This is a genomic window from Streptomyces mabaensis (genome assembly GCF_053763515.1).
In genome coordinates, this window is the sequence record NZ_JBSOPZ010000032.1 from 28787 (window position 1) to 55774 (window position 26988).

A 26988-nucleotide genomic window follows, 5' to 3' on the forward strand; every position below is an offset into this window, starting at 1 on the left:
CTACGGCTTGAGCACCATCGCGTCGACCGTGCTCTTGCCGACGGCCTCCTCGGTGAACGCCCAGTCGAGCAGTTCCCCGTCGGCCCACTTGTCGGTCTGGTCCGTGTAGTGCGCGCTGTAGGCGTGCCCCGAGGCGCCGCTGAGGTTGATCCAGCGGGACTTGTCGAGGTCGCCCAGGTTCACCACCATCCGCATGGACGGAACCCAGATGACGTCGTAGCCCTCCGCCGCGTTCCAGCCGGTCGCGTTGACCGCGGCCTCGCCGCCGCCCAGGTGCCACGGGCCCCGGTTGAGCAGCCACTGCAGGTAGCCGGGCCCCTCGGTGCCGAGGGTCTGGTTCTTCAGGGTCAGCTGGTGCAGCCGGCCCCAGCTCCAGCTGTCGACGTCCTTGCCGAGCTTGGCGGTCAGCTCCCAGCGGGCGTCCTTCATGGCCCGGGCGAAGAGCTCGTCACGCGTCTTGGTCGCGGGGTCCAGACGCGTACCGGGCGTCTGCCACCACGCGTTGTCCTCGTCCTCGATGAGCCCGCGTACGACCTCGAACCACCGGTCGCCGCCGTCCGGCTGGGCGGTGTCCCCGCTGCGCTCGCCGCACTCGCGGACCAGCTTGTCGAGGTCGTCCACGGGGCCCGTGGGGTCGGCGGGCCGGACGTTCAGGCACTGGCCCTCGACCCGCAGCTCCTTCGGCAGCTTGTTGCCGAAGGCGAGCTTGAGGATGTTGCGCCAGACCCCGTTGAAGTACGCGGCGGCGGCCGAGTCCGGCTCCTGGGTGTAGTCCCAGCCGTCCAGCAGCTGCTGCGCCTCACGGACGTGCGGGTCCGAGATGTCGATCTCCGACAGGATGTCCTTCAGCAGCACGGCGATCTCGCTGTGGTTGTCCATCTGCATCTTCTGCATGTCCTCGGTCGAGACCTTGCCGCCGTCCTTGATCTTCGTCTCGATGAGGTCGTTGATCCGCTGGCTGCGGGCGCCGTAGCCCCAGTCCGTGGTGAGCGTGTACGGGTACTTGCCCTCGCCCGACTCGGTGACCGCCTGGTTGGCGGTCACGATGTAGCCCCGCTCGGGGTTGAGGTCCCAGGGCAGCTCGTCCTGCGGGATGTACGCGTCCTCGCCGGTGGGCCAGGCGTAGTCGGGGTCCCAGCCGGGGGCCGGCATCCGGCCGTCGCCCTTGCGGCGGTCCGGGATGCGGCCGGGCGCCTGGTAGCCGATGTTGCCCTTGCCGTCGGCGTAGATCAGGTTCTGCGAGGGGACCTCGAAGTCACGGGCCGCCCGGCGGAATCCGTCGAAGTCCTTGGCCCGGTTGAGCTGGAAGACGGCGTCCATGGTCTTGCCCGGCTTGAGGGCGGTCCACTGCAGCGCGACCGCGTAGCCGGTGCCGCGCTCGGGCGCCTGGGTGTCGACCGGGGCCTTCTCGCCGACCGTCTCCAGCTCGTCGCTGCGGTCGGAGACGATGGGGCCGTTGCCGGTGGTCCGGACGATGATCTTCTTGCTCGGGCCGCCCGCGACCTTGATGACCTCTTCGCGCGTCGTGAACGGGCGGGTCTTGCTGCGGTAGAGGTAGCCGTCGGGGGTGATCCGCTCCAGGTAGAGGTCGGTCACGTCGGCGCCGAGGTTCGTCATGCCCCAGGCGATGTCCTGGTTGTGACCGATTATCACGCCCGGCATGCCGGCGAAGGTGTAGCCGGCGACGTCGTACTGGCACGTGGCCGAGACGCTGCGGCAGTGCAGGCCCATCTGGTACCAGAGCGACGGCAGCTGGGGCGCCAGGTGCGGGTCGTTGGCGAGCAGCGGCTTGCCGGTGGTCGTGTACTTGCCGGAGACGACCCAGGAGTTCGAGCCGATGCCGTTGCCGTTCGGGCCGATCAGCGCCGGGACCTCGTCGAGGGTGTCGGAGAGGGCGGAGAGCTGCGTCTGAAGACCCTGGACGGCGCCCTGCGCCCCGCTGCCGTCGCCCTGTCCGTCGCCGCTGCCCGGTCCGTCACCGTCCGAGAGACCCTGTCCGTCGCCGCTGCCCTCTCCGTCACTGCCGGAGGCGGCCTTCGGGTCGTACTTCCCGTCGGCGGAGTCGACGCCACCGCCCTCGACGACCGGCTTGTTCCGGTCGAAGGGGTACGGCGGGTAGAGCTCGTCGATCTGCGTCTTCGACAGCCGGCTCTCCATCAGCGAGCGGTCGATCTCGTCCTGCATATTGCCGCGCAGGTCCCAGGCCATCGCCTTGAGCCAGGCCACCGAGTCGACCGGCGTCCACTTCTCGGGCTTGTAGTCGTTGCTGAGGCCGAGCGCCGCGTGCTCGACGGACAGTTCCTTGCCCGAGCGGTCCTTGAGGTAGGCGTTGACGCCGTCGGCGTACGCCTGGAGGTACTTCTTGGTCTCCGGCGCGAGCTTCGTTTCGTACTCGGCCTGCGCCACCCGGTGCCAGCCGAGGGTGCGCAGGAACGCGTCCGTCTCCACCTGTCCGCTGCCGAACATCTCCGACAGACGTCCGGCGGTCATGTGGCGGCGGACATCCATCTCCCAGAAGCGGTCCTGGGCCTGGACGAAACCCTGGGCGCGGAACAGGTCTTCGTCGGAGTCGGCGTAGATCTGCGGAATGCCGTACTCGTCGCGCTTGACGTCGACGGGTCCGGAGAGGCCTTCGAGCTTCACCGTCCCCGTGGTCTGCGGGAAGGAGGCACGCACGCTGTCGATGCTCCAGTACGCGCCATATCCGACACCTGCGACGAGCGCCAGCACCAGGAGGATCACGATCAGGCGGGCGCGTCGCCCCTTCTTCTTGCCGGAAGAGGCGGTTTCGTTGGCGGGCATCGCTGTCCTTCGAGGGGCAGGGTGGTCCTGGGAGTGCTGGGAGCAACCATAGGCGCAGCGCCTGCGCGGTCCGGACGCGGTATCAGTAACGCGGTCGAACTGCTGTCGCACCGACGGACGCCCGCGTAAAGAACCCGCGTAAAGAAAGCGTCAAAGATTAGGTAAGGTAACGAAGTACCTGCCGCCGGAGGAACGATCCGGCAGGCGTTCGAGGGAAAGGCCGGCCCCTGACTGTTCATCAGCTCAATGAGCTCCTGCTGATCTGCTCGCTCGTCCTGCTCGTCGCGGTCGCGGCCGTACGTGTCTCCTCACGCAGCGGGCTCCCCAGCCTGCTCATCTACCTCGGACTCGGCATCGCCATCGGACAGGACGGCATCGGGGGCGTCGTCTTCGACAACGCCGAACTGACGCAGGTCATCGGCTATGCCGCACTTGTGGTGATCCTGGCCGAAGGTGGCCTGGGCACGAAGTGGAAAGAGATCAAGCCCGCACTGCCCGCCGCCGCCGTACTGTCGCTCGTCGGCGTCGCGGTGAGCGTGGGCGTGACGGCCGCCGGCGCGCACTATCTGGTCGGGCTGGAGTGGCGGCAGGCGCTCATCATCGGCGCGGTCGTGTCCTCGACGGACGCCGCGGCGGTCTTCTCCGTCCTGCGGAAGGTCCCGCTGCCGTCCCGGATAACAGGCGTACTGGAAGCGGAGTCGGGCTTCAACGACGCCCCTGTCGTGATCCTGGTGGTGGCCTTCTCGGCAGCCGGCCCGGTGGACGAGTGGTACGTACTGGTCGGCAAGATCGCCATGGAGCTGGCGATCGGCGCCGCCATCGGCCTCGCGGCGGGCTGGCTCGGTGCCTTCACCCTGCGGCATGTGGCACTGCCCGCCTCCGGCCTCTACCCGATCGCGGTGATGGCCATCGCCGTGGTCGCCTACGCGGCCGGCGCCATGGCGCACGGCAGCGGCTTCCTCGCCGTCTACCTGGCCGCGATGGTGCTCGGGAACGCCAAACTGCCGCACTGGCCCGCCACCCGCGGGTTCGCGGACGGGCTCGGCTGGCTCGCGCAGATCGGCATGTTCGTCCTTCTCGGCCTGCTGGTGACCCCAAGCGAGCTGCTCGACGACTTCTGGCCGGCCGTGGTCGTGGGACTGGTGCTGACGATGGTGGCGAGGCCGCTGGAGGTCTTCGTCAGCCTGCTGCCCTTCCGAGTGCCGTGGCGCGAGCAGGCCCTGATGTCGTGGGCGGGCCTGCGCGGTGCGGTGCCCATCATCCTGGCCACCATCCCGATGGTGGCGCAGGTCGAGGGCAGCGACCGGATCTTCAACATCGTCTTCGTGCTGGTCGTCGTCTACACGCTCGTCCAGGGACCGACGCTGCCCTGGCTGGCCCGCAAGCTGGACCTCGGCGAGTCGGAGGCGGCCGCGGACCTGGGCATCGAGTCGGCGCCGCTGGAGCGGCTGCGCGGGCACCTGCTGTCGGTCGTGATCCCCGAGAAGTCGAGGATGCACGGGGTGGAGGTCAGCGAGCTGCGGCTGCCGCCCGGCGCCGCGGTCACCCTGGTCGTACGGGACGGGAAGAGCTTCGTACCGGGGCCGACGACCGCGCTGCGCCGGCACGACGAGCTGCTGGTGGTGGCGACGGATCCGGTGCGGGACGCGGCGGAGGCGCGGCTGCGGGCCGTCGGGCAGGGTGGCAAGCTGGCGGGGTGGCTGGGAACCGGACATCGAAACTCCGGTTAATCGCAGGTGAACGGTCCGGATGTAGGCGCAATCACAGGTGCACAAGGCCGGTATGCCTGTACCATGAAGGCACACTGATCGACCAACTCTGCCTGACGCAGAGCTGGCGCGACCGCTCGGCGGCCGCGGCGGCCCCCTTCACCGGGGGCGGCCCTGGTATCTACCCCGGTCCTGCGCGTGAGGACAGCTCTCGGGGCTCCCGTACGGCTCACAAGGCCTGTGACGGGGGAGCACTACCAGGCGGCAGAAAGGCAAGGACCGTGCCTAACACGGTCAACGTCAACACCACCGCGGTCACCACCGAGGACTCCCGCCCGGGATACGGGCAACTGCTGCGCACACCCGGAGCCTGGGGCTTCCTGCTGCCCGGCTTCGCCGCCCGCCAGCCCTTCGCGATGCTGACCATCGGCATCGTGCTGCTGGTGCAGCACACCACCGGTTCGTACGGAAGCGCCGGCATCGTCGCCGCGGTCACCGGCGTCTCCATGGCGCTGTTCGCCCCGCAGAGCGGCAAGCTCGCGGACCGGTTCGGACAGAGCGCCGTACTGCTGCCGGGCGTGCTGGTGCACGCGGCCTCCGTCAGCGCCCTGACCGCTCTCGCGCTCGCCGACGCCCCGCTGTGGGCCCTCTTCGCCGCCGCCGTCCCGGCCGGTGCCTCCGTCCCGCAGGTCGGGCCGATGGTGCGGGCCCGCTGGGCCGCCAAGCTGGAGGGCTCGCCGCTGATGTCCACCGCCGCCGCGTTCGAGTCGGTGACGGACGAGTTCACGTTCGTCATCGGCCCGGTGCTGGCGACGGCGCTGTGCGCCGGCGTGCATCCCGCGGCCGGCCTGGCGGCCGAGGCGGCGCTGACGCTGATCGGCGGCCTGCTGTTCGCGGCGCAGCGGCGTACGCAGCCGAAGCCGAGCCGCGGCTTCGACGCGGCGGCCGGCACCGGCGCACCGCACGCCTCCGCGCTCTCCGTCCCGGGCGTGCGCGTCCTGGCGATCGCCTTCCTCGGGATCGGCGCGGTCTTCGGCGGCATGCAGGTCTCGCTCACCGCGTTCTCCCAGGAGATCGGCAACCCGGGCGCCAACGGCCTGCTGTACGGCGTCTTCGCGGCCGGCAACATGCTCGCGGGTATCGCGTGCGGCGCCATCGCGTGGAAGTCCGGTCCGCGCAGGCGCCTGATCCTCGGCTACACGGCGCTCACCCTGGCTACCTCGGCCCTGTGGGCGGTGCACTCCGTACCGGTGCTCGGGGCGCTCGGACTGCTGGTCGGCCTGTGCATCGCGCCCGCGCTGATCACCGGCTACACCCTGGTCGACAAGCTGGTCCCGGCCACCGCCCGGACCGAGGCCTTCACCTGGCTCACCGGCGCGGTCGCGCTCGGCCAGGCGGCAGCCGTCATGGTGGCCGGCCGGCTGGCCGACGCACACGGCGCGAGCGCCGGGTTCATGGTGCCCCTGGCGGGCACGGCGCTGGCGCTGGCGACCCTGGTGGCACTGCGTGCGCGGCTGTCGCCGCAGGTTCCCGGGCGGATCGCGGCACGGGGCGGCCACAGTGGTATCGGTCACCGAGTGCCGGTCACGGTGGACTGATCCCGGGGAATACGTCAGTATGGACCGTCGTTAGCACTCATTGAGTGAGAGTGCCAGGAGGAGCAAGTGCCGACCTACCAGTACCAGTGCACCGCATGCGGCGAGGGCCTCGAGGCGGTGCAGAAGTTCACCGATGACGCCCTGACCGAGTGCCCGAGTTGCGAGGGACGCCTGAAGAAGGTGTTCTCCGCGGTCGGCATCGTCTTCAAGGGCTCCGGGTTCTACCGGAACGACAGCCGCGGCTCGTCGTCGAGCAGCGCACCGGCCGCCAAGCCGGCGGCTTCGACGTCGTCCGCTTCGACCTCGGCGTCCTCGGGTTCGTCGTCGTCCTCGGGTTCGTCGGCCTCGTCGTCGAGCTCCACCAGCTCCGCGAGTTCCGCCGGCAGCTCCTCCTCGGCTGCCTGACACGCTTCGCCGGGGACCCCGCCGTACTCCTTCGTACGGCGGGGTCCCCGGCGTTTTCGCGTCCCCGCCCGAACAGGACCTAGGGTGATCGCCATGGCGAACGCAGAGATCGGCGTGATCGGCGGGTCCGGCTTCTACTCGTTCCTGGAGGACGTGTCCGAGATCGAGGTGGAGACCCCGTACGGAAAACCGAGCGATTCCCTCTTCCTCGGCGAGATAGCTGGACGGCAGGTCGCCTTCCTCCCCCGCCACGGCCGTGGCCACCACCTTCCGCCGCACCGCATCAACTACCGCGCCAACCTGTGGGCGCTGCGCTCCGTGGGCGCCCGCCAGGTGCTGGGACCGTGCGCGGTGGGCGGACTGCGGGCGGAGTACGGGCCGGGGACGCTGCTCGTACCGGACCAGCTGGTGGACCGTACGAAGGCGCGGACGCAGACCTACTTCGACGGCGAGCCGCTGCCTGGGGGCAGCATCCCCAATGTGGTGCACACGACGTTCGCCGACCCGTACTGCCCGGTCGGACGGGCGGCGGCGCTCGCGGCGGCGCGCGGCCGGAACTGGGAGCCGGTGGACGGCGGGACGCTGGTCGTGGTCGAGGGGCCTCGCTTCTCCACCCGTGCGGAATCGCAGTGGCACGCGGCCATGGGCTGGTCGGTGGTCGGCATGACCGGGCACCCGGAGGCGGTGCTCGCCCGGGAACTCGGGCTCTGCTACACCTCGCTGACGCTGGTGACCGACTTGGACGCGGGGGCGGAGACGGGCGAGGGCGTCTCGCACACCGAGGTGCTCAAGGTGTTCGGCGAGAACGTCGGACGGCTGCGCGAGGTGCTCTTCGACGCGGTGGCGGCGCTGCCGGCCGCCGATGCGCGGGACTGCCTGTGCACGCATGCGCACGACGGCTGGGACCTGGGGTTCGAGCTGCCGTAACCACCCTGGCGGGTGGTGGAGTTGTCCACACCGGAGTGCCCGTCCACAGGGCTCGGCGGGGGCGCGCGAAACGTTGGATCGTGGGGGCTGTTCAGGCGTTCGGCCGAAGTCCTCACCCAGCAGGCGGTGTGTGCCATGTCCCTCACGTCCACGTCCACGTCCACCCCCACCCCCACCCCCACTCCCTCGGCGTCTCCCTCGGCGTCTTTCGCGTGCTCGCTGCCGCCCGCGCATCCGGCTCCGCCTCCGCGCGTGGTGCCGATGTTCACTCCCCTGCGGGTGCGCGGTGGCGGTAACCGGCTGCGGCGGGCCGTGCGGCGCCGACGGCGGGCGATGGCCGCGGGTCTCGCGATGGCGGCTGCGGCGATCGCGGCCGGTTCCGCGCCACCGGGGAGTGCCGCGGCTCAGCCGGCGGCCTCGCCGGCCGAGCGCCGGCCGGCCGCGGTGGAGCGGGTGTCCGCTCCGGTACGGATCGCGGACGCGGCGACGGTACGGCTGCTGCGCCCCGGTGACCGGGTGGACGTGGTGGCGGCGGACGCCTCCCCGGGCGGGGACGCCCGGACCCGAGTGGTGGCGACCGCGGCGAGGGTGGCCGAAGTCCCCGGCCCGGACCGGGCGGGCGGCGCGGAAGCGGAAGCGGACAGCGGGGCGCTGGTCGTGCTGTCGGTCCCCCGGCCGACGGCGGCGGCGCTCGCGGGCGCCGGTATGACGGCTCGGCTGGCGGTGATCCTGTGCCCAACGATTGGACAGTGATCCCCCGCGTTGTCGTAGGTTGCGGAGCTGTTTGTTCCGTGTCCTGCGCAGGCGACGAAGGGTTCAGTGGTGAGCGAGAAGAAGGTCGGCGTCCTGGAGGGCTTCAAGGCCTTCCTGATGCGAGGCAATGTGATCGACCTGGCGGTCGCCGTCGTGATCGGCGCCGCGTTCACCCAGATCGTGAACGCCGTGGTCAAGGGCTTCATCAACCCGCTGGTCGGCGCCTTCGGCACCCAGGACCTCGACAAGTACACCTACTGCCTCAAGGAACCGTGCAGGATCGACCCGAAGTCGGGCGAGGCCGCCTCGGGAATCCCGATCATGTGGGGCTCGGTGCTCAGCGCGACCCTCAGCTTCCTGATCACGGCCGCGGTCGTGTACTTCCTGATGGTGCTGCCCATGGCGAAGTACCTCGCCAGGCGGGCGGCCCGCGAGGCGGCGAAGGAGAACGTCAGGGAAGTGGTCGAACTGAGCGAGCTGGAGGTCCTGAAGGAGATCCGCGACGCCCTGGTCGCGCAGCGCGGCTCCGGTCCCGGTCCTGGGCGGGACGCGGGTTCCGCGCCGCGCGATCAGTAGCCGCAGCTGCTCAGAGGTGGTGGGGCGGCTTCTCGTCGAGGAAGCGGGCCAGGTCGGATGCGCTGTCGGCGCCGGCAGGCCGCTCGCCCCACCCGCGGTCCGTATCGTCCGAGGACGGCCGGTCCATCGGATCGTCGAAGACCAGCGCCGGCTTGGGCTGGGAGTCGTGCTTCGATTCGCGCGGTCCGGGGGTGGGGGCGGTGCTCATACCCCCAGGGTACGGCTCCCGGACCGGGCTTCTGGGATCGGCGGGGTCACTTGCGCAGGCGGGTGACCGGCAGCAGGCAGTGCGCCGCAGTGGTGAGGGTCGCCTCGTCGCCGGCGAACGCCCTGAGCATCTCCTCGGTCACCGGCTTGCCCGGCGTCGCCTCCGGCCAAGGGCGGCCGGCCAGCAGGAAGTAGACCTCCCCGTGCTCATGGGCCGCCTGCAGCCACTCCGGCGGGGCGGCGCACTGCGCGCTGAAATACGGCATGTTGAGTACGGCCTGTCCGCCCTCGACGAGGAGCTTGACCGGCAGGCTGGGCACCCGGGCGCCTTCCAGCACTCCGCTGCCCACCGACATCCCGCAGTGCTCGATCAGAGCCCGGACGGCGGCTTCCCCCGCTTCGGGACCGTCGGTCCCGTCACCGAGCGAAAAGACGAGCAGATAGGGAATGTTCTGCCCTTCGGCGGGATCGCCGATCCAGGTGAGCATCGAGAGGGTGCCCAACTGGCCTCGCTGAATGGTGGTTGCCGCGGTCTGAGTTGAGGTCATGGCTCGGCACCCTAGTGGCCTCCGGGGGCCCCTTCCGGCGGGTATTCACCTGGACGGACGAACGTCGGTGGGGCCGAATACACGAACGTGGCGACGAGTTCCACTGTTTCACCGCGCCGAGCCGCAAAACTGGCGAACCCAGAACATTCGATTTCCGGTTCATGGAGGCAGTCATGCGCATGCTCGGCACAGTGGTGGGCGGCATTCTGGTGGCCACGGCATTTCCGACCGCGACCGTCGCGGCGGAGCCTTTCGACAGTGTGTCCGTCCAGCAGTACGGAAACCTCTCGGCGGACGGGCACGTCACGCTGTCCGGCACCTACCGCTGCATCAACGAAGCAGGGTCCGGAACGGTCTTCGTCGCCACCACCCTCAAGCAGAACGGCGCGTCGCGCGGTATCGGCGGCAGCACCGCCGTCTGCGACGGCCTGGAGCACACGTGGACCAACAGCGGAAGCACCACGACCACCCAGATCACGGGAGGCATGGAAGGCACGGAAGGCACGGAGGTCACGGAAGTCGACGCATTCACCGCCGGCGCGGCCCAGGTGGAGGTCCGGCTGATGACGTTCCGCGCGGTCGGCGGCTGGCTCCCGCTGCCGCACTTCCTCGCGGGCCAGGAGAGCGCGGTCACGCTGGTCGAGACCCCGAGGGTGTCCTAGTCGCCAGGGTGTCCTAGTCGCCGCAGTCCGGGCCGATGCCGACGACAGACATGAAGGCCACGGCCTGGCAGTTCGGACCATCGAGGGCGCTTCCGGACGTGTACGCGGACACGGCCGGAAGACCCGCGGCCAGGAGCAGGAGCACCAGCACGCCCTTCACGGTCGTCTTACTCATCCATCGCATGGCTGATTCCGTTCCATGCCTCGATGGTCACCCCGCCCGGCACTCGCCACAACTCGGAGTGTCGCGACCGGCACAGTGAGCGACCGCCGGACAGGTCCTAGTGCTTCACCGCTTCCGGGGCGGCGAACTCGCACCACACCGCTTTTCCCTCGCCGCGGGGCTCCACACCCCAGTGGGTGGCCACCGCGTCGACGAGCAGCAGTCCCCGGCCGGTCGTGGCGGCCTCGCCGGGGGTGCGCCGGCGAGGCCAGACGCTGGAGCGGTCCTTGACCCACAGGCGGATCCGCCGTACCGGCTCGGGCAGCACCTCCAGCGTCAGGACCGCACCGCCGTCGGTGTGCAGGAGGGCGTTCACCAGCAGCTCGCCGGCGGCCAGCTCCACGTCGTCGGCCAGGGCCGCCATGTCCCAGTCCCGCAGGGCCTGGCGCAGCGCGTACCGGGCCTCGGAGAGCCCTTCGGGGTCGGCCTGGTGGACGTACTGGTGAATGCGGGGCGCCTGGTGGGTGCCCGGGTCCGGTGCCCGGCGCAGCACGAGCAGCGCCACGTCGTCGCCGGAGCCCCAGCGTTCCCACAGCCGGTCGGAGAGGTGGTCGGCCAGCTCTCCCGCGCCGAGCGGGCCGGTGCGCACCGCGTGCGCCATGGCGTCCATGCCCTCCGTGATGGCGAGCCCCGGCTCCTCGACCAGGCCGTCGGTGCACAGCACCAGGGTCTCGCCGGGCACCAGGTCGAGGCGGGTCTCCGGGAACTCCTCCTGGTGGAATACGGTCGCGAGGCCGAGCGGCAGACCACCGCGCAGGTTCGGCCATCCCGTCCGGCCGTCGTTGTGCCGGATCAGCGGCCCCAGGTGCCCCGCGCGCACTGCGCGTACGCCGCCGGTCTCCAGGTCCACCTGGGCGTACGTGCAGGTGGCGAAGCGCTGCGTGTCCAGTTCGGCCAGGAACCGCGAGGCGCGCGCCAGCACCGTGGACGGGGGGTGGCCCTCCCCCGCGTACGCGCGCAGGGCGATCCTCAGCTGGCCCATGATGGCGGCGGCATGGGTGTCGTGCCCCTGTACGTCGCCGACCACGACGCCCACCCGCCCCCGGGGCAGCGAGATGACGTCGTACCAGTCACCGCCGACCTCGCGGCCACCCCACGCCGAGTGGTAGCGGACCGCGATCTCGCCGCCGACGATCTCCGGGATGCGGCGCGGCAGCATGGACGCCTGGAGGCCGGTGGCGAACTCCCGCTCCTGGTCGAAGAGGATGGCCCGCTGCAGGGACTGGGCGACGATGCCGGCCAGGCCCAGGCACAGGTTGCGCTCCTCGGGGCTGAAATCCGTACGCCGCCGGTAGAACAGGGCGAGGCCGCCCACCGACCGGGCCTGGGCGACCAGCGGCAGGTAGACGGCGGCGTTGAAGTCGAGCCGCGGCAGATAGGGCGCCAGTGCCGGGAACTTGCCGGCCAGGCCGGACAACTCGCTGACGAACCGCGGCTGCTGCGTCAGTACGGCCTCGCCGAGCGGAAGCGACTTGTCGAGCTTGTTGAAGCGCAGGTCGGCGAGCACATCCATCGTATTTCCGCTCAGCGCGATGACCTTGAGCACGTCACCCTCGACCAGGCTCAGCGCCAGCCCCTGGGCGCCCAGCCGTTCCAGCCCGCCCACGCCGGTCAGCACCGCGGTCACGTCGTCCACGGTCACGGCTCGCGACAGTGCCTCGGTGGTGCGCTGGACGATCGTCGCCTGCTTCGCGCGCTGTGCCTCCAGGGAGCGCAGCAGGGTGGAGTGTGCGAGTTCGGCGGTGGCGTCCCGGACGATCCCGACGATGCGGCGGGCCTGCCCCTGGCCGTCCCGCAGGATGCGTCCCTGCGAGTGCGACCACTGCTCGCTGCCGTCGCGGCGCGTCATCTTGAAGTACGCGCCGTACTGCTCCTGTCCGGTGTGCAGCGCGGCCTGCACGGCGGCGTCCAGCCTGGCGCCCTCCTCCGGGGACACCCGGACGGCGAGCGTCTGCGGTTTCAGGTCGTACTCGGACCGCTCCAGGTCGAACACCGCGAGCCCGGCGTCATCGAGGTCGAACGTTCCCCGGTCCAGATCCCAGTCGAAGCTGCCCATCCGGTTCATGGCCAGCCGCTCGCCCGGCCCGATCACCGGGCCAGTGGGCTCTGCCTCTGCCATACGGCCCTCCGGAGGTCGCGCCGGGGAGGCCCGGGGGGTCAGTCTGCCTGGCTGTACGGTCCGCCGCGCCAGGGGCCGGGCCACGTGGGCTGCGAGATCAGTCTCTCCCACTCTGCATCAGGATGCCCAGGCAGGGTCCGGCCGGCTTCCCGCCAGCGGTTCAGCAGGGCCAGGTAGATCGTCGGCGAGGGTTGCGCGGGGGGAGGCGCGGGTTTCGCGTGCGCGGGTGCCGGCCTGGCGTGCGCGGGTGCGGGCCTCGCCGGTGCGGGCGCCGCCCGGTACGGCTCCGGCTCCGCGCGGCTGGCGGGGATACGTACCCAGCCCCGCCCCCGCGCCTGTTCGGGGTTCACGGCCGGTCCGGGATCGGAGCCGGTCCGGCCGGGAACGTGTCCGTCTGTACGAAGAGGACGCCGAGGGAGTAGCACCCGCCCACGGCGTGGAAACGGAAGTCGAGGTGGTCGCCGCCCCGGGTCAGGGCGGGGGCGAGGTCCAGGACGTCTGAGTCGTATCCCGGCGGGTTCAGCCGGGCGCCCGGCCGGCCGGCCGTCGTGCGCCCGAGATCCGAGATCGTCGAGTTCATCACGTCGGTCGCCGGGTTGGCCCGGTCGCCGAGCCAGACGCGCCGGGCGCCGCCCGCCTCGACACTCAGTGAGTCCCCGAGCACCGCCCGGTCGCCGCCATAGCCCACCACCCCGGCCCGCCCGGCCGCCTCCAGCGGGATGCGCAGCCCCCGCAGCCGTACGTCGTGGCTCCGGCGGTCGGGGCCGAGGGTCTGCCAGCCGTCCCAGAGAGACAGGTACCGCAGCGGTTCCCGGCTGTTCTCGTACGCGACGACGAGGGACCAGCCGCCCCGCACGACGTCGGCCCGCGCCACGCTCCACCGGCCCGGACCGCTCTTGCGCACCAGGCCGGTGACGTCCGCGGAGGCCTGGTGGGTGGCGCTGCCGTCGGCGGTGCTGTGGCCGGTCCGGGTGTCCGCGAGGACCTCCGTGTGCGCGCCCCCCGGCTCGGCGACGAGAACCCGGCCGTTGTCCCTGGACGGCTTCCGCTCGCCGACGGGCAGGTTCCCGCCCCAGTAGAGCCGGGCGTACGTCACCCGCGAACCAGCGGGCAGACTCAGCCGGGCACTGCTGGTGTCGCAGGTGACGCAAGAGGCGGCGGTGCGGACGATGCCCCCGTGCTGCACCGCCTGGTAGCGCTGGACGAAGGGGATCGTGTCCGAATCCCGCGACGCGGGTGCCGCGTCGCGGGACGCAGGTGCCGCCGTGGCCGACGAGAGAGCCATCAGAAGTCCCCAGCACGACAGCACGCTCAGGGCACCACGCCTGGCGCGGCCCGGCGACTTCGGCATGGCTGTGTCTCCATTTTCAGTCAGGACAACAAAGCAGTAGTGCACTTTGTCAGAAAGCGAGTGAGAAATCACGCCGGAATCGGCCGGCCAGCCTTTCGGGGGATCTGTGGCATTGGAGTGACACTGCGGCAGCGCCAAGGGAATCCCGATTCCTTTCCTGGCGCTGCTCGTTACCAGTCCTGCAGCGGTGTTTACGGACAGAGAACTGTGCGCGCAACGCGAGGGTCGTGTATGCGGCAGGCACCACTGCGGGAAGGATCGAAAAAATGAAGCACAAGAAGGCCACCACGGTTGCTGCCGGCGTCATGATGGCCATGGGAGCCGCTGCCCCGGCCCTCGCGGACTCGGGTGCCGTCGGCGGCACCGCCCACTCCCCCGGTGTGCTGTCCGGCAACCTGGTGGAGGTCCCGCTGCACGTCCCCGTGAACGTCTGCGGCAACACCGTCAACGTCATCGCGCTGCTGAACCCCGCCTTCGGCAGCCCCTGCGAGAACGACTGACGACACCACCCGTCACGGGTGAACCTCGGGTGGCCCCGAGTGCACGGCGGTGCGCTCCGGGGCCGCCTTGGATTCCAGCAGCCGGAAGGCAGGAAATACCCATGCGCCAGGTCCTGAGCAAAGGCATGCTCACCGCCGCAGCCGCATCGAGCATGCTCTCGCTCGGTGCCGGCTACGCCCACGCGGACAGCGATGCAGCGAGCGATGCCTCACACTCGCCGGGCGTCCTGTCCGGCAACAGCGTCTCGGCACCGGCCGACATCCCGGTGAACGTGTGCGGCAACACCGTCGACGTGGTCGGCGCGCTCAACCCCGCCCACAACAACGAGTGCGCGGCCGACAGCGTCGACCGTCCCGAACCGCCCCCGGTGAAGCCGGAGCCGCCCCGCCACGTCCCGCAGCAGCCGCCGTCGCCCGAGGCCCCGCCGGTCCCGGTCCCGGAGCCCGAGGCGCCGCCGGCCCCGCGGCCCGAGGTCCCTGAGCTCGCGGTCACGGGATCGTCGGACCAGCTGGTGGCCACGGCCGCCGCCGGCGCCGGACTGCTGCTGGGCGGGATGCTGCTGTACCGGCGACGAGCGCAATAGCTGTTGATAGGAGAATCTCCGTTTCCCGTCAATCGAACGTGTCCCAGAAAGGCCGGGGAACGGAGTTTCCGTTACCGACAGGACTCGTTACCCATGGTGAAAGCGGTGCCGCGAACAGCACGACGGTCGTGATGCAACAAGCACCGCCGGAGAAAGGGATTCGAAATGAAGTACGCCAAGGTCGCTGCGGTCATCGCCGGTTCGGTGGTGGCGGTGGGAGCAGCCTCCCCCGCGTTCGCCTCGAACGGCGCGTCCATTCCCCCCATGAGCCTCAACGGCGCACTTGCGGAGACCCTCACCTCCGAGACCGTCGCGAAGGCCGTGGAGGAGCAGGGCTCCGTGGTGAAGTCGGTGTCGGACGCCGCCGTCGGCCTCAAGGAGGTCAAGGACGACGCTCCGACGGAGGTGCTCAGGACGACGGGCGCGGCGGTCTCCAAGAGCACCCCGATGCTGGGCGGGCTGGACCTGGGCGGCCAGGGCTGAATCGGTCCCCGGCGGACCGGCTCGGTGCGGGCACCGCTGCGCGGACTGCACACGAATGGGGCGCCACCGGCTTCGAAGCCGGTGGCGCCCCATTCGTCTGAACAGCGGGATCAGTCGTTGACGGCCTCGTTGCCGAACACCGGGTTGAGGAGACCGACGAGGTTCGCCGTGTTGCCGGCGACGTTGACGGGAACGTGAACCGGAACCTGGCCCAGGTTGCCCGAGCCGACACCCGGCGAGTGCGCAGCCCCGCCGTACGCTTCGGAGTCGGCGAACGCGGTACCCGCGCCGGCACCGGCTGCGAGACCGGCGGTGGCCAGGACCAGGGCGGCCTTCTTGGCATTCTTCATGGGAGCTGCACCTTCTCTTCGATGTACTGCCCTGAGTCAGGGCTCACACAGAGCGCAACGGATCGCTCCCGGAGATGGCACGGTGCCGCTGTCGATTGACCCTGTTCAGCTCAACGCACGGTAGGCCCAGGTGGAGCGTGCACGGTGGCGGGTCCGCGTCCGGACCCGCCACCGTTGCGTCACGGCGTGGCCGGTGCGGCCGGGGCCTCGGGTACGGCGACGACGGGCTCGGCCGGGGCGGCCGGTTCCGCGGGGGCGGCCGGGTTCGCGGGCTCGGCGGGCTGCGCGGGCTCGGCCGGGGCGGCGGGCTCGGCGGGGTTGGCGGGCTTGGCCGGCTCGGCGGGTTGGGCCGGAGCGGCCGGCTCCGCCGGGGACGCCGCGGGCATGGCGGGCATCTCCGGCAGGCCCGCGAGGTCCGCGGCCGGGAGACCGCTGCCCAGCACCGTGGCGACGATGTCGTTGACCATCGCGGTCATGACGGACTCCGCCGAGGACGCCACATCGGTGCTGCTGCCGGAGGTGGCCGCCTTGATGAGCTGCTCGACCGCCTTCTGCAGGCCGGCGATCGCGTCGTCCAGGACATCCGCGGACGCGGCCCTGCTGTCGGCCCCCGCGGCCGGCGCGGGCGCCGGGGCGGCGGTGTCGGCCGCGGGGGCGAGCGCGGCCTTGACGGCGGCGGCGTGCTTGGCCGCCTCCTCCTTGGAGAGCTGGCCGTTGTCCGCCGCGAGTACGTCCTCCAGGAGCTGGCTGACGGGCGCGAGGTGACCGGAAAGCCCCTGCAGGGACTTGACCTGAGCCGCGAGGGCGGCGGCCTCGGGGAGCGGGGCGGCCTGCGCGGAGATCGCGGTGCGGGCCTTTTCGTGGTGGTCGCTCTGCGAGGCGGCGACGGGGCCGATCGCCGCGAACAGCAGGGCGGCGGATACCGCCGAGGGGACGAGGACGCGGGACGTGGATGTGAAGCGCACAGAAATTCCTTCCGGTGAGTGCGAGTGATCTCTCACTCACCGTGAGAAGGGTGAGCACGGAACGCAACCGCTCACCCTCGGGCGCCCCACCAAGCCGACCCCCCACATGCCCGATGACCAGCAAATTCTGGTCGCCCGGCCCTGTCTACTGCGTACGTGTCAGAGGTACGCAGGGTGAGTGGCGTCCCCACCGCGCTCACGGAGCGCGAGGGGCTCGCATTCCGTAGCCATCAGCGCTCCGCGCGCGGGCCGTTCGGGTGAAGCAGCGGAACCAATCCTCCAGGGGGGAGTTGATCAGGGCGCTCCAGTAGCGGGCACTCGTGCGAAAAAAGGACGAAACATGATCAAGAAGATGCTGGCCACCGCCGCGGTCACGTTCTCCGTGGTTGGCGCCGGAGTCGTCGTAGCCGCCCCCGCCATGGCCATTGACGACGACGACACGACGGCCAACGGAAACGGCGCGTCGCAGTCGTACGGCAACACCGCCATCCAGGGCGACATGAGCCCGCAGATCGGCCTCATCCAGGGCTCGCTGAACAAGCCCTGTGTCGGCGCCCTGGGCAAGGCGAACGTCGGTTCCGTGGTCGGCCTGGTGCCGATCACCGTCCAGGACCTCGTGAACTCGAACAACAACCAGCAGTGCGCCGAGAACTCCACTCAGATCGACGGCGACGACCCGCTGTCGCACATCCTGAGCGAGATCCCGGTCCTGTCCTCCAACGGCTGACCCCCCGCTCCCCTTCACCGTTCGGGCCGCTGATGCCCGTGGAGCGATGCGACGAGACCCCGGCAGCGTGTGCTGCCGGGGTTTTGTCGTACCGGAGTTGGGGCGTCCGTGGTACGCATGGGCCCCATGATCCGAGGAGACGCTCTGACGGACGTGGCCGGCCTCCGGGTCGGCCACGCGCGGCTGACCGGGAACCGCGCCCTCAGCGGTACGACCGTCGTCCTGGCTCCCGAGGGCGGGGCGGTCGCCGCGGTGGACGTCCGGGGCGGCGGGCCGGGCACCCGCGAGACGGACGCGCTCGATCCGCGGAATCTGGTGCAGCGCGTCGAAGCCGTTGTCCTGACGGGTGGCAGCGCGTACGGGCTCGATGCCGCGTCCGGTGTGATGGCCTGGCTGGAGGAACGGGGCCGCGGTGTCCGGGTCGGCCCCGATCCGGCCCAGGTGGTACCCGTCGTCCCCGCCGCCTGCATCTTCGACCTGGGGCGGGGCGGCGACTGGCGGGCCCGCCCCGGCGCCGCGGCCGGCCGCGCGGCCGTGGAGGCCGCCGCCGCGACGGCGGACGGCGCGCCGGTCGCCGAAGGAAGTGCCGGCGCGGGCACGGGCGCGGTCGCCGGCGGCCTGAAGGGCGGCATCGGTACGGCCAGTGTGCTGCTCGAGTCCGGGATCACGGTCGGTGCGCTGGTGGTCGTCAACTCGGCGGGTTCGGTGGTCGATCCCCGCACCGGCGTGCTCTACGGGCAGCTGTGGGACGGCCCGCCCGGCCACCCCGCCGCCGAGGTCCACGCGGCGGCGCAGCGGCGGCTGGCCGAGGCGCGGGCGGAGTCCGCGCGGCGGTCGGCGGCTTCCGTGAACCCGCCGCTGAACACCACCCTCGCGGTCGTCGGAACCGACGCCCTGCTGACCCGCGCCCAGGCGCAGAAGCTCGCGGGGACGGCGCACGACGGGCTGGCGCGCGCCGTGCGCCCCGTCCACCTTCTCAACGACGGCGACACCGTCTTCACCCTGTCCACCGGCAGCCGGCCGCTCGCCTCGGCCGCCGAACCGGACCCGTTCGTTCTGGCCGAACTCACCGCCCTCAACGAGGTACTGGCCGCCGGAGCGGACGCCGTGTGCCGGGCCGTCGTCAAGGCAGTACTGGCCGCTGAGGGCGTGGACGGCCCGGGTGGAGTGTTCCCGGCGTACCGGGATCTGTACTGACGTACGGCGGAAGGGAGTTGGCCCGGACGGTCGGGAACTCGCCACGCGGCCCGTACGTTTTTCCGAACCAAGGACACGATGTCCGACCCAGGGACTACGTTGAGCTTCCGCCAAGTAACGTGCAGCGACGGCCTGGAGATTCACCTTGAGCGATCCGTACGAGACAACCGAGGCGCACCTCGAGCGACTCCTCGGCCGCGCCCTCAACTCCTTCGAACTGCCCGACGCCCTGGTCGAGCGTCTCGGTTCCGCGATGGCCCACAGCAGTTCCCTGTACTCCTCGCACCACAGCTCGGCGTCCGGCCTGCACCGCGAGACCTACCGGCACACCTGTCTGCTCGACGACGGCAGCACGCTCACGCTCTGGGAGCTGGCGTACCGCACGGACCACGACGCCGACGGCACGCGCTACGAGCTCTACGCGGACCGCGCGGAGGCCTGCCTCGCCGCGTCCCGGCTGGGCGGCGAACCGTGCGACGGGGCCACGGAGTTCACGCTGCCGGCCGACGGCCGGGAGTCCGACGGCCTCGCCGTCCTCGGGGCGCTGCTGGCCACCCCGCCTGCGGTGCCCCGCCGGCTTTACGTACCGGACGACTCCGCCGACCACGCGCGGCGCCTGCTGCGCCGGGCGGAGAACGACGACCGGCCCGGCGAGGACACCGCACGGCTGCTGCGCGGCGCGTACGCCCACCGGATCACCCAGGCCTTCGGCCCGCAGTGCAGCGCCGAGGACCGGGGCGCCGGGGCCGCGTTCATGCTGTACGAGCACGCGTTCGTGCTCGCCGACGGCACGGAGATCAGCCTCTGGGAGGTCGAGCACACGGCCACCCCCGACGGGCGGCACATGTGCGAGGTGTACGCCACGGAGGCGGCCGCCCGGGAGGCCATGGAGCTCCGCTCGCGGGTGCGCTGACCGCCGGCGCGAGGCAGGACCGGGCCCGGCCGACAGGGCCCGTCCTTCAGCGCCCGTTCGCACCCGTCCTTCAGGGGACGAGGGCGGGCTCCTTCGCCTGGGGCGTTTCCCGGGTCACCGGACTCGCGGTGGCTTCGGCCGCCTTCGGCCGCGCCGGCAGCGCGAACATCACCACGAAGATCACCCCGAGCACCGCCGCCACCCACCACAGCGAGTGCTGGAACGCGTCCGCGAAGGCCGTACCCACCGCGCTCGGCGCCGGACGGTCGTCCATCGCTCCGAAGAAGACCACCGACACCAGACCCAGACCGAGCGCATTGCCCATCTGCTGGGTCGTGTTGATCAGGCCGGAGGCCGAGCCCGAGTGCTCGCGCGGCACCTCGGAGAGCACCGCGTCGGTCAGCGGCGCCACGATCAGGCCCATGCCGATGCCCATCACGACCAGCGGCAGCGCCATCTGCCACGGGTGGATGCCCGTGCCGTACCGCCCGGCCTCCCAGATGTAGAGCATCAGACCGGCCGCCATCGTCAGCGCGCCCGCCTGGAGCACCTTGCGGCCGAAGCGCGGGACGAGCTTCTGCACGGACAGGCCGGCCGCCACCGAGACCGCGAGCGAGAACGGGATGCCGGTCGTGCCCGCGCGCAGCGGGCTCCAGCCGAGGCCGAACTGCATGTACAGCGTCCAGACCAGGAAGAAGATGCCGCACACGAGACCGAAGGTGAGCTGCACCGCGACGCCGGCCGCGAAGCTCTTCACCCTGAAGAGCGAGAGCTCGACGAGGGGCGAGCCGTCCTTGCGCGTCTTGTACTTCTCGTACGCGACGAACGCGCCGAAGACCGGCAGGCTGCCCGCCATGCAGAGGTGACCCCACAGCGGCCAGTCGAGCTCCCGGCCCCGGATCAGCGGGTACAGCAGCATCAGCAGGCCCAGAGTGGCGAGCGCGACGCCGATCAGGTCGAGACGGAGCGCCTTCGGGGCCCTGGACTCGGTGATGAAGCGCCGGCCGAGGATCAGGCCCGCGATGCCGACCGGCAGGTTGATCAGGAAGATCGGGCGCCATTCGAGGCCGAAGAGGTTCCACTGGGTGAGCAGCGCACCCAGCATCGGTCCGGACACCGCACCGAGACCGACGACCGCGCCGAACATCCCGAAGACCTTGCCGCGCTCGTGCGCCGGGAACGTGACGTGAATGATCGCCAGCACCTGAGGCACCATCATCGCGGCCATCGCGCCCTGGAGGAGGCGGGAGGCGACCAGCATCTCCGGGCTCGCGGCGAAGCCGCACAGCGCGGAGGCGAGGGTGAAACCCGCGATGCCGATGAGGAACATCCGCTTGCGGCCGTAGATGTCGCCCAGCCGGCCGCCCGTGATCAGGCCCGCGGCGAACGCCAGGGCGTAGCCCGCGGTGATCCACTGGATCGAGCTGAACTTCGCGGCCAGGTCCCGCTCGATGCTCGGGATCGCGATGTTGACGATGGTCACGTCGACCAGGTCCATGAAGGCCGCGGTCATCACGACGGCGAGCGCGAGCCAGCGGCGGCGGTCGGCCGTCCGGGCGGAGGCTGGAGCTGGGGCTTGGGATGTCATGCGAAGAACGTAAAGCCGATATAGGACAGGTCACGTCCTAGTTCGCTGCCATCCTGGCTGCATGACAGACACCCCGGCACGACTGCTGAATCTGCTCTCGCTGCTGCAGACCCCGAGGGAGTGGCCCGGCAGCGAACTCGCCGAACGGCTGCGGGTCAGTCCGCGCACGATCCGGCGCGACATCGACCGGCTTCGCGAACTCGGCTACCCGGTGGAGGCCTCCAAGGGCGCGGTCGGCGGCTACCGGCTGGTCGCGGGGGCGGCGATGCCGCCGCTGCTCCTCGACGACGAGGAGGCAGTGGCGATCGCGGTGGGGCTGCGCGCGGGCGCGGGCCATGCGATCGAGGGCATCGAGGAGGCGTCCGTACGCGCGCTGGCCAAGCTGGAGCAGGTGCTGCCGTCCCGGCTGCGGCACCGGGTGGCCACGCTCCAGTCCGCCACGATTCCGCTCACGCGCGGGGACGGCGCGACCGTGGACCCGCAGACGCTGACCGTCATGGCCTCGGCGGTCACCGGCCAGGAGCGGCTGCGGTTCGCCTACCGGGCGGGTGACGGGACGGAGAGCCGGCGGCGCGCGGAGCCGGTGCGGCTGGTCTCGACGGGGCGGCGGTGGTACCTGGTCGCGTACGACCTCGACCGCGAGGACTGGCGTACGTTCCGGGTCGACCGGGTGAGCGAGCCGTTCGCGACGGGTGCGCGGTTCGCTCCGCGGGAGCTGCCGGCCGGTGACGCGGCGGAGTTCATCAAGCGGTCGATGTCCCGGCTGCAGCCGGCGTACCGGGTGGAGATCTCGTTCGCCGCGCCCGCAGCGCTCGTGGCCGCCCGGCTGCCGGCCGCGCTGGGGGCTCCCGAGCCGGTGGACGAGCACACCTGTCGGCTGCGGGCCGAATCGACGGACTCGCCGGAGTGGCTGGCCCTGCGGCTGGCGCTGCTCGACGTCGAGTTCACGGTGCGCGAGCCGGCGGCGCTGGTCGAGTACGTCGCGCGGCTGGGCGGCCGGCTCGCCCGCGCGGCCCTGCCCGAGGCGACACCTGAGGCGACACCTGAGCCATGCGGAGGCGGCGCCTTGAGGCGGGAGGGCGACTCGTAGCATTGACGCAGGAGATGAGGCGCGCAGCCATGAGGGCCGTGGGAAGGCACAGCGTCACGGAAGGCCGCTTCCGGCACCGCCGGGCCGAGCTGGTCTACGACGACGCCGGTGAGGGCCCGCTCGCGGTGTACGCGCACGGCGGGTTCGTCAGCCAGGCCGTCGAGGACCGGATGGGCCTGTTCGACTGGGCGCCGGTCCTGGACGCGGGGCAGCGCCTGGTCCGTTACGACGCACGGGCGCACGGCCGATCGACCGGCGAACCCGTGGACGCCGACTTCACCTATGCCTCGCTCGCCGACGATCTGCTGGGCCTGCTCGATCATCTGGGCGCCGCCGCCGAGCCCGTCGCCGTCATGGGCGCGTCCATGGGGTGCGGCACCGTCCTGCACGCGGCGGTCCAGGCGCCCGACCGGTTCTCCCGGCTGGTCCTGCTCATCCCGCCCACGGCTTGGACGACGCGGGCGGAGCATGCGCGGGTCAACCGGGAATCCGCCGACACGATCGAACGAGAGGGCGTGGACGCCTGGGTCGCCGCCAAGGGGAAAGAGCCGCTGCCCGCAGTGGTGGCCGATGTTCCCGAGTTCCCTCCGACGCCCGCAGCACGGATCCTGCCGTCCGTCCTGCGCGGCCTGGCGCTGTCCGACCTGCCCTCCCCCACGGCGATCGCCGCGCTGCACCGGCCGGCCCTGATCCTGGCCTGGGTGGACGACCCCGGCCACCCCCTGTCGACCGCGGAAACGCTGGCCCGTTCGCTGCCGCACGCCGACCTGCATGTGTCCCGCACGCGCGCCGACATCCGCACCTGGGGGGAGCGCATCGCGGAGTACCTGAGCGGTACGTCCGGCACGTAAGCGGTACGTCCGGTACGTAAGGGCCCCGACACCTGGGGGGATAGGTGCCGGGGCGGGCCACCGACACCTGGGGGGGATAGGTGCCGGGGCCGTTCTCGGGGCGGGTCAGGCCGCCGCGTCGAAGCCCGTGTCGCGGGCCATCCGCTTCAGTTCCAGCAGGGCGTGCTTCTCGATCTGGCGGATCCGCTCGCGCGTCAGGCCGTGCTGCTTGCCGACCTCGGTCAGCGTGCGCTCCCGGCCGTCGTCGATGCCGTACCGCATCTTGATGATCGACGCCGTACGGGTGTCGAGCTTGCCGATCAGGTCCTCCAGCTCCTCGCTGCGCAGCAGCGTGAGCACCGACTGCTCGGGGGAGATCGCCGAGGTGTCCTCGAGCAGGTCGCCGAACTGCGTCTCGCCCTCATCGTCCACCGACATGTTCAGGCTGACGGGGTCACGGGCCCAGTCCAGTACGTCCCCCACGCGCTCGGGCGTCGTGTCCAGCTCGACGGCGATCTCCGCGTGCTCCGGGTCGCGCCCGTGCTCGCGGTTGAACTCGCGCTGGACGCGGCGGATCCGGCCGAGCTCCTCCACCAGGTGGACGGGGAGCCGGATGGTGCGCGACTGGTCAGCTATGGAGCGGGTGATCGCCTGGCGGATCCACCAGGTCGCGTACGTCGAGAACTTGAAGCCCTTCGCGTAGTCGAACTTCTCGACCGCGCGGACCAGGCCCGCGTTCCCCTCCTGGATCAGGTCCAGCAGGGGCAGCCCGCTGCGCGGATAGCGGCGGGCGACGGCCACGACCAGACGCAGGTTGGAGCGGATGAAGACATCCTTGGCACGCTCGCCCTCGGCGACCAGCGCTTCGAGCTCCTCGCGCGTGGCACCGCCGGCGTCGCTGTCTATCTCTTTGTCGAGGATCTGCTGGGCGTACACCCCCGCCTCGATGGTCTGGGACAGCTCGACCTCCTTGGCGGCGTCGAGCAGCGGTGTACGCGCGATCTCGTCGAGGTACATGCCGACCAGGTCGCGGTCGGCGATCTCGCCGCCTCCGGCGCGAACACTGCTTGCCCTGGTCGTCCCGCCGGAAGCGGACTGACTACGGGCGACGGCACGGGTTGCCATGCGTGCTCCCTTGCGATGAGTCGAATGATTCGGTCGCGGGTGGTCTCTGGCTTCAGTGGCTGTCGGAACACTCTCCCGAGTGCCCGCATCCGAAGGAAACAACGACTGGAATCCGGACAGAATTCCCATGGCGCGCGGTCAATTTCGTGATCATGCAGTACCCTGCGCCACCTACGGCTGCGCCCTCATCCCTGAAGACGGCCCGGACCGGCTTCAGGTTGCTCGTGAAGTCCCGTCTGCCCGGATTCACGGGACCGCAACCAGGGACCCCGGCAGCGGAATCTCACAGCAGGGTGACGCGTCTCAGCCGAACTGCACCGAGCGCTTGGCCAGCCCCATCCAGAAGCCGTCGATCACGTTCCGGCCGCGGCCCAGGTCGCCCGCGGCCTCCGCGGCGCCCAGCGTCACGAACAGCGGAGCGAAGTGCTCCGTCCTCGGGTGGGCGAGCCTCCCGGCCGGCGACTTGTGCTCGAAGTCGAGCAGAGCGTCCACGTCCTGCGCCTGAAGGGCCCGCCGCCCCCAGTCGTCGAACTCCGCCGACCAGCCCGGCACCCCGCCGCCCGGGTGCCGGAGTGCGGCCAGGTTGTGGGTGAAGAAGCCGCTGCCGACGATCAGTACGCCCTCGTCCCGCAGGGGCGCGAGCTTACGCCCGATGTCCAGCAGCTTCCGCGGGTCGAGCGTGGGCATCGAGACCTGCAGTACGGGGATGTCGGCGGCCGGGAACATCTCCACCAGCGGCACGTACGCGCCGTGGTCGAGCCCCCGGTCGGGGACGTCCTGCACGGGGGTTCCGGCACGGCGCAGCAACTTGCGTACGCTCTCGGCCAGTTCGGGCGCGCCCGGGGCGTCGTACCGGACCTGGTAGTAGTGCGCGGGGAAGCCCCAGAAGTCGTACACCAGCGGCGCCGGACCGGTCGCGCCGAGCGCGAGCGGCGCCTCTTCCCAGTGGGCCGACACCATCAGGACCGCCCGCGGACGCGGCAGCGCCGCCGACCAGGCGGCGAGCTGCCCGGGCCAGACGGCGTCGTCGGCGAGCGGAGGGGCGCCATGGCCGAGGTAGAGAGCGGGCATGCGCTCGCTTATGGCAGCCATGGCGACCTCCCGGCCCGGACGAGGATCAAGTCCCACTGTCACTCTCGTGAGCCAGCCTAACCCCAGTTCGTTCAAGCTTCAACTACAGGCGCTATCGGTGCATCAGTGCGCCACGACCGGGATCTTCACCTCGTCCGCGATCCCGTCGTCGTGCAGGGCCGAGCCGGCCCGCTCCCCCGCGCCGGAGCCCGGCCGTCCGGTGTTGACCAGGGTGAACGCGATGGCCGCGGCGGCGGCGAGGATGCCGACGGCCCACCAGATGGCGCTCGCGTAGCCGTGCACCATGGCCTGGAGCTGGAGGGCCTGCTGGTTCGCGCCCGACGCCGCGTGCGCAGTGACGTACGCGGTGGTCGCCGAGGCGGCGATGGTGTTCAGCAGGGCCGTACCGATGGCGCCGCCGACCTGCTGCGAGGTGTTGACCATCGCGGACGCGACACCGGCGTCCTCCGGTCGCACTCCGTGCGTGGCCAGGGACATGGCCGGCATGAACGCGGTACCCATGCCCAGGCCCAGCAGCAGCTGCGCGGGCAGGATCAGACCGGCGTACGAGGAACCGACCTCCAGCTGCGTGAGCAGCAGCATGCCGACACCGGCGGTCAGGAACCCCGGGCCCATCAGCAGACGGGGCGCGACGCGCGTCATCAGGCGGGCGCCGATCTGGGTGGAGCCGACGATCATGCCCGCGATCATCGGGAGGAAGGCGAAGCCGGTCTCGATCGGCTTGTAGCCCTTCACGATCTGCAGGTAGTACGTGAGGAAGAGGAACAGCCCGAACATCGCGATGATCGCGAGGCCCAGCGAGAGGTAGACACCGCCGCGGTTGCGGTCGGTCAGGACGCGCAGGGGCAGCAGCGGGGACTTGACCCTCGACTCGGTGAGGACGAACGCGGCGAGCAGCACCGCGGAGGCGATGAACAGGCCCACGGTCACCGGGTCGGACCAGCCGTCGGACTCGGCGCGGGTGAAGCCGTACACCAGGGAGACCAGGCCCAGGGTGGAGAGGACGACGCCGGGTATGTCGAGCGTCGAGCGGTTGCGGGTGCCGGCCGGCTCACGGATCACGAGGTACGCGCCGGCCGCGGCGACGATCGCGAACGGGATGTTGACGAAGAACGTCCAGCGCCAGTTCAGGACCTCGGTGAGGAAGCCGCCGAGGATCAGTCCCACGGCGCCACCGCCGCCGGCGATCGCACCGTAGATGCCGAACGCCTTGGCCCGCTCCTGGGCGTCGGTGAACATCACCGCGAGGAGGGAGAGCGCGGCGGGCGCGAGCAGCGCGCCGAAGGCGCCCTGGAGCGCGCGGGCACCGAGCATCATCGCCTCACCGGTGGCCGCCCCGCCGAGGGCGGAGGCCGCGGCGAAGCCGAGCAGTCCGACGACGAAGGTTCGCTTGCGGCCCCACAGGTCGGCGATCCGGCCGCCGAAGAGCAGCAGTCCGCCGAAGGCGAGGGCGTAGGCGGTGATGACCCACTGCTTGTTGCCCTCCGAAATGCCGAGGTCGTGCTGGGCGGAGGGGAGCGCGATATTCACGATGGTCGCGTCGAGGACGACCATCAGCTGGGCGAGGGCGATGAAGACCAGCGCTTTCCAGCGGCTGGGGTCGGGGAGGGCCGTGTCGGCTGTTTTCGGCATGGGAGTAGCCACCTGTCGGTACGAAGAGGTCA

The 26988-nt window shown here is 71.1% G+C and carries 27 protein-coding genes; 15 read left to right on the top strand and 12 right to left on the bottom strand.

Translation table 11 applies throughout. The features are described from left to right. Positions 1-2802, bottom strand: coding sequence for a penicillin acylase family protein (locus ACWV17_RS25500; RefSeq protein ID WP_455361553.1), 2802 nt, complete (start codon positions 2800-2802; stop codon positions 1-3). 227 nt (positions 2803-3029) lie between these two features. Here ACWV17_RS25500 and ACWV17_RS25505 point away from each other — a divergent pair, with 227 nt between their 5' ends. The 6 genes from ACWV17_RS25505 to mscL all read left to right on the top strand — a co-directional run bounded on the left by ACWV17_RS25505 (position 3030) and on the right by mscL (position 8770). Then, positions 3030-4532, top strand: a complete 1503-nt coding sequence (locus ACWV17_RS25505; protein ID WP_455351485.1) for a potassium/proton antiporter — start codon at positions 3030-3032, stop codon at positions 4530-4532. A gap of 260 nt (positions 4533-4792) precedes the next feature. After that, positions 4793-6109, top strand: a complete 1317-nt coding sequence (locus tag ACWV17_RS25510) for an MFS transporter (RefSeq protein WP_455361554.1) — start codon at positions 4793-4795, stop codon at positions 6107-6109. A gap of 66 nt (positions 6110-6175) precedes the next feature. After that, positions 6176-6514 (top strand): FmdB family zinc ribbon protein, encoded by a 339-nt coding sequence (locus tag ACWV17_RS25515; RefSeq protein ID WP_455361555.1) that lies wholly within the window; start codon positions 6176-6178, stop codon positions 6512-6514. A gap of 93 nt (positions 6515-6607) precedes the next feature. Then, positions 6608-7441 (top strand): S-methyl-5'-thioadenosine phosphorylase, encoded by an 834-nt coding sequence (locus ACWV17_RS25520; protein ID WP_455361556.1) that lies wholly within the window; start codon positions 6608-6610, stop codon positions 7439-7441. Between the two features lie 261 nt (positions 7442-7702). Then, complete coding sequence (locus ACWV17_RS25525; RefSeq protein WP_455361557.1) at positions 7703-8194, top strand: RcpC/CpaB family pilus assembly protein; 492 nt, start codon at positions 7703-7705, stop codon at positions 8192-8194. 69 nt (positions 8195-8263) lie between these two features. Then, on the top strand, positions 8264-8770 hold the full coding sequence (gene mscL / locus ACWV17_RS25530) for a large conductance mechanosensitive channel protein MscL (RefSeq protein ID WP_455351239.1): 507 nt from the start codon (positions 8264-8266) through the stop codon (positions 8768-8770). A 10-nt stretch (positions 8771-8780) separates the two neighbouring features. Here mscL and ACWV17_RS25535 read toward each other — a convergent pair whose 3' ends face one another. Both ACWV17_RS25535 and ACWV17_RS25540 read right to left on the bottom strand, forming a co-directional pair. After that, positions 8781-8978 carry a hypothetical protein gene (locus tag ACWV17_RS25535; RefSeq protein ID WP_455351238.1) on the bottom strand — a complete coding sequence of 66 codons (198 nt, stop codon included), beginning with the start codon at positions 8976-8978 and terminating at the stop codon, positions 8781-8783. A 46-nt stretch (positions 8979-9024) separates the two neighbouring features. Beyond that, complete coding sequence (locus tag ACWV17_RS25540) at positions 9025-9525, bottom strand: DUF5949 family protein (RefSeq protein WP_455361558.1); 501 nt, start codon at positions 9523-9525, stop codon at positions 9025-9027. A gap of 173 nt (positions 9526-9698) precedes the next feature. Between ACWV17_RS25540 and ACWV17_RS25545 the strand changes: the two genes are divergently transcribed. After that, on the top strand, positions 9699-10187 hold the full coding sequence (locus tag ACWV17_RS25545) for a DUF6299 family protein (RefSeq protein WP_455361559.1): 489 nt from the start codon (positions 9699-9701) through the stop codon (positions 10185-10187). Between the two features lie 13 nt (positions 10188-10200). Here ACWV17_RS25545 and ACWV17_RS25550 read toward each other — a convergent pair whose 3' ends face one another. The 3 genes from ACWV17_RS25550 to ACWV17_RS25560 form a co-directional block, all read right to left on the bottom strand. Then, on the bottom strand, positions 10201-10362 hold the full coding sequence (locus ACWV17_RS25550) for a hypothetical protein (RefSeq protein WP_455351235.1): 162 nt from the start codon (positions 10360-10362) through the stop codon (positions 10201-10203). A 106-nt stretch (positions 10363-10468) separates the two neighbouring features. After that, entirely contained in the window at positions 10469-12529 is a 2061-nt protein-coding gene (locus ACWV17_RS25555) for a SpoIIE family protein phosphatase (protein ID WP_455361560.1), read from the bottom strand. Between the two features lie 346 nt (positions 12530-12875). After that, positions 12876-13880 (bottom strand): DUF3344 domain-containing protein, encoded by a 1005-nt coding sequence (locus ACWV17_RS25560; RefSeq protein WP_455361561.1) that lies wholly within the window; start codon positions 13878-13880, stop codon positions 12876-12878. A 266-nt stretch (positions 13881-14146) separates the two neighbouring features. Here ACWV17_RS25560 and ACWV17_RS25565 point away from each other — a divergent pair, with 266 nt between their 5' ends. The 3 genes from ACWV17_RS25565 to ACWV17_RS25575 all read left to right on the top strand — a co-directional run bounded on the left by ACWV17_RS25565 (position 14147) and on the right by ACWV17_RS25575 (position 15447). Next, a complete protein-coding gene (locus tag ACWV17_RS25565) occupies positions 14147-14380 on the top strand; it encodes a chaplin (protein WP_455351232.1) in 234 nt (77 codons plus the stop codon). A gap of 101 nt (positions 14381-14481) precedes the next feature. Beyond that, positions 14482-14964, top strand: a complete 483-nt coding sequence (locus ACWV17_RS25570; protein WP_455361562.1) for a chaplin — start codon at positions 14482-14484, stop codon at positions 14962-14964. Between the two features lie 165 nt (positions 14965-15129). Further along, positions 15130-15447: a hypothetical protein gene (locus ACWV17_RS25575; protein WP_455351230.1), complete on the top strand. Its 318-nt coding sequence runs from the start codon at positions 15130-15132 to the stop codon at positions 15445-15447. Between the two features lie 110 nt (positions 15448-15557). Here ACWV17_RS25575 and ACWV17_RS25580 read toward each other — a convergent pair whose 3' ends face one another. Both ACWV17_RS25580 and ACWV17_RS25585 read right to left on the bottom strand, forming a co-directional pair. Next, on the bottom strand, positions 15558-15797 hold the full coding sequence (locus ACWV17_RS25580) for a chaplin (protein ID WP_455361563.1): 240 nt from the start codon (positions 15795-15797) through the stop codon (positions 15558-15560). 179 nt (positions 15798-15976) lie between these two features. After that, positions 15977-16762, bottom strand: a complete 786-nt coding sequence (locus ACWV17_RS25585; RefSeq protein ID WP_455361564.1) for a hypothetical protein — start codon at positions 16760-16762, stop codon at positions 15977-15979. Between the two features lie 340 nt (positions 16763-17102). Between ACWV17_RS25585 and ACWV17_RS25590 the strand changes: the two genes are divergently transcribed. The 3 genes from ACWV17_RS25590 to ACWV17_RS25600 all read left to right on the top strand — a co-directional run bounded on the left by ACWV17_RS25590 (position 17103) and on the right by ACWV17_RS25600 (position 19599). Next, positions 17103-17489: a rodlin gene (locus tag ACWV17_RS25590; protein WP_455351227.1), complete on the top strand. Its 387-nt coding sequence runs from the start codon at positions 17103-17105 to the stop codon at positions 17487-17489. Between the two features lie 126 nt (positions 17490-17615). Next, positions 17616-18686, top strand: a complete 1071-nt coding sequence (locus ACWV17_RS25595; protein ID WP_455361565.1) for a P1 family peptidase — start codon at positions 17616-17618, stop codon at positions 18684-18686. 145 nt (positions 18687-18831) lie between these two features. Continuing rightward, entirely contained in the window at positions 18832-19599 is a 768-nt protein-coding gene (locus ACWV17_RS25600) for a DUF6227 family protein (protein ID WP_455361566.1), read from the top strand. 70 nt (positions 19600-19669) lie between these two features. On the opposite strand, the gene ACWV17_RS25605 is transcribed toward ACWV17_RS25600, so the two are convergent. Then, entirely contained in the window at positions 19670-21187 is a 1518-nt protein-coding gene (locus tag ACWV17_RS25605) for an MFS transporter (RefSeq protein WP_455361567.1), read from the bottom strand. Positions 21188-21248: 61 nt separating this feature from the next. Between ACWV17_RS25605 and ACWV17_RS25610 the strand changes: the two genes are divergently transcribed. Both ACWV17_RS25610 and ACWV17_RS25615 read left to right on the top strand, forming a co-directional pair. Then, on the top strand, positions 21249-22277 hold the full coding sequence (locus ACWV17_RS25610; protein WP_455361568.1) for a helix-turn-helix transcriptional regulator: 1029 nt from the start codon (positions 21249-21251) through the stop codon (positions 22275-22277). Between the two features lie 38 nt (positions 22278-22315). Further along, positions 22316-23128 carry an alpha/beta fold hydrolase gene (locus ACWV17_RS25615; protein ID WP_455361569.1) on the top strand — a complete coding sequence of 271 codons (813 nt, stop codon included), beginning with the start codon at positions 22316-22318 and terminating at the stop codon, positions 23126-23128. Positions 23129-23233: 105 nt separating this feature from the next. Here ACWV17_RS25615 and ACWV17_RS25620 read toward each other — a convergent pair whose 3' ends face one another. From ACWV17_RS25620 to ACWV17_RS25630, 3 genes are all read right to left on the bottom strand, one after another. Next, positions 23234-24232 (bottom strand): sigma-70 family RNA polymerase sigma factor, encoded by a 999-nt coding sequence (locus ACWV17_RS25620; RefSeq protein ID WP_455351221.1) that lies wholly within the window; start codon positions 24230-24232, stop codon positions 23234-23236. Between the two features lie 303 nt (positions 24233-24535). After that, the gene (locus ACWV17_RS25625) at positions 24536-25324 is read right to left on the bottom strand and encodes a dioxygenase family protein (RefSeq protein WP_455361570.1); all 789 of its coding nucleotides are present in this window, start codon (positions 25322-25324) and stop codon (positions 24536-24538) included. Between the two features lie 102 nt (positions 25325-25426). Beyond that, on the bottom strand, positions 25427-26956 hold the full coding sequence (locus tag ACWV17_RS25630) for an MFS transporter (protein ID WP_455361571.1): 1530 nt from the start codon (positions 26954-26956) through the stop codon (positions 25427-25429). Between the last annotated feature and the right edge of the window lie 32 nt (positions 26957-26988).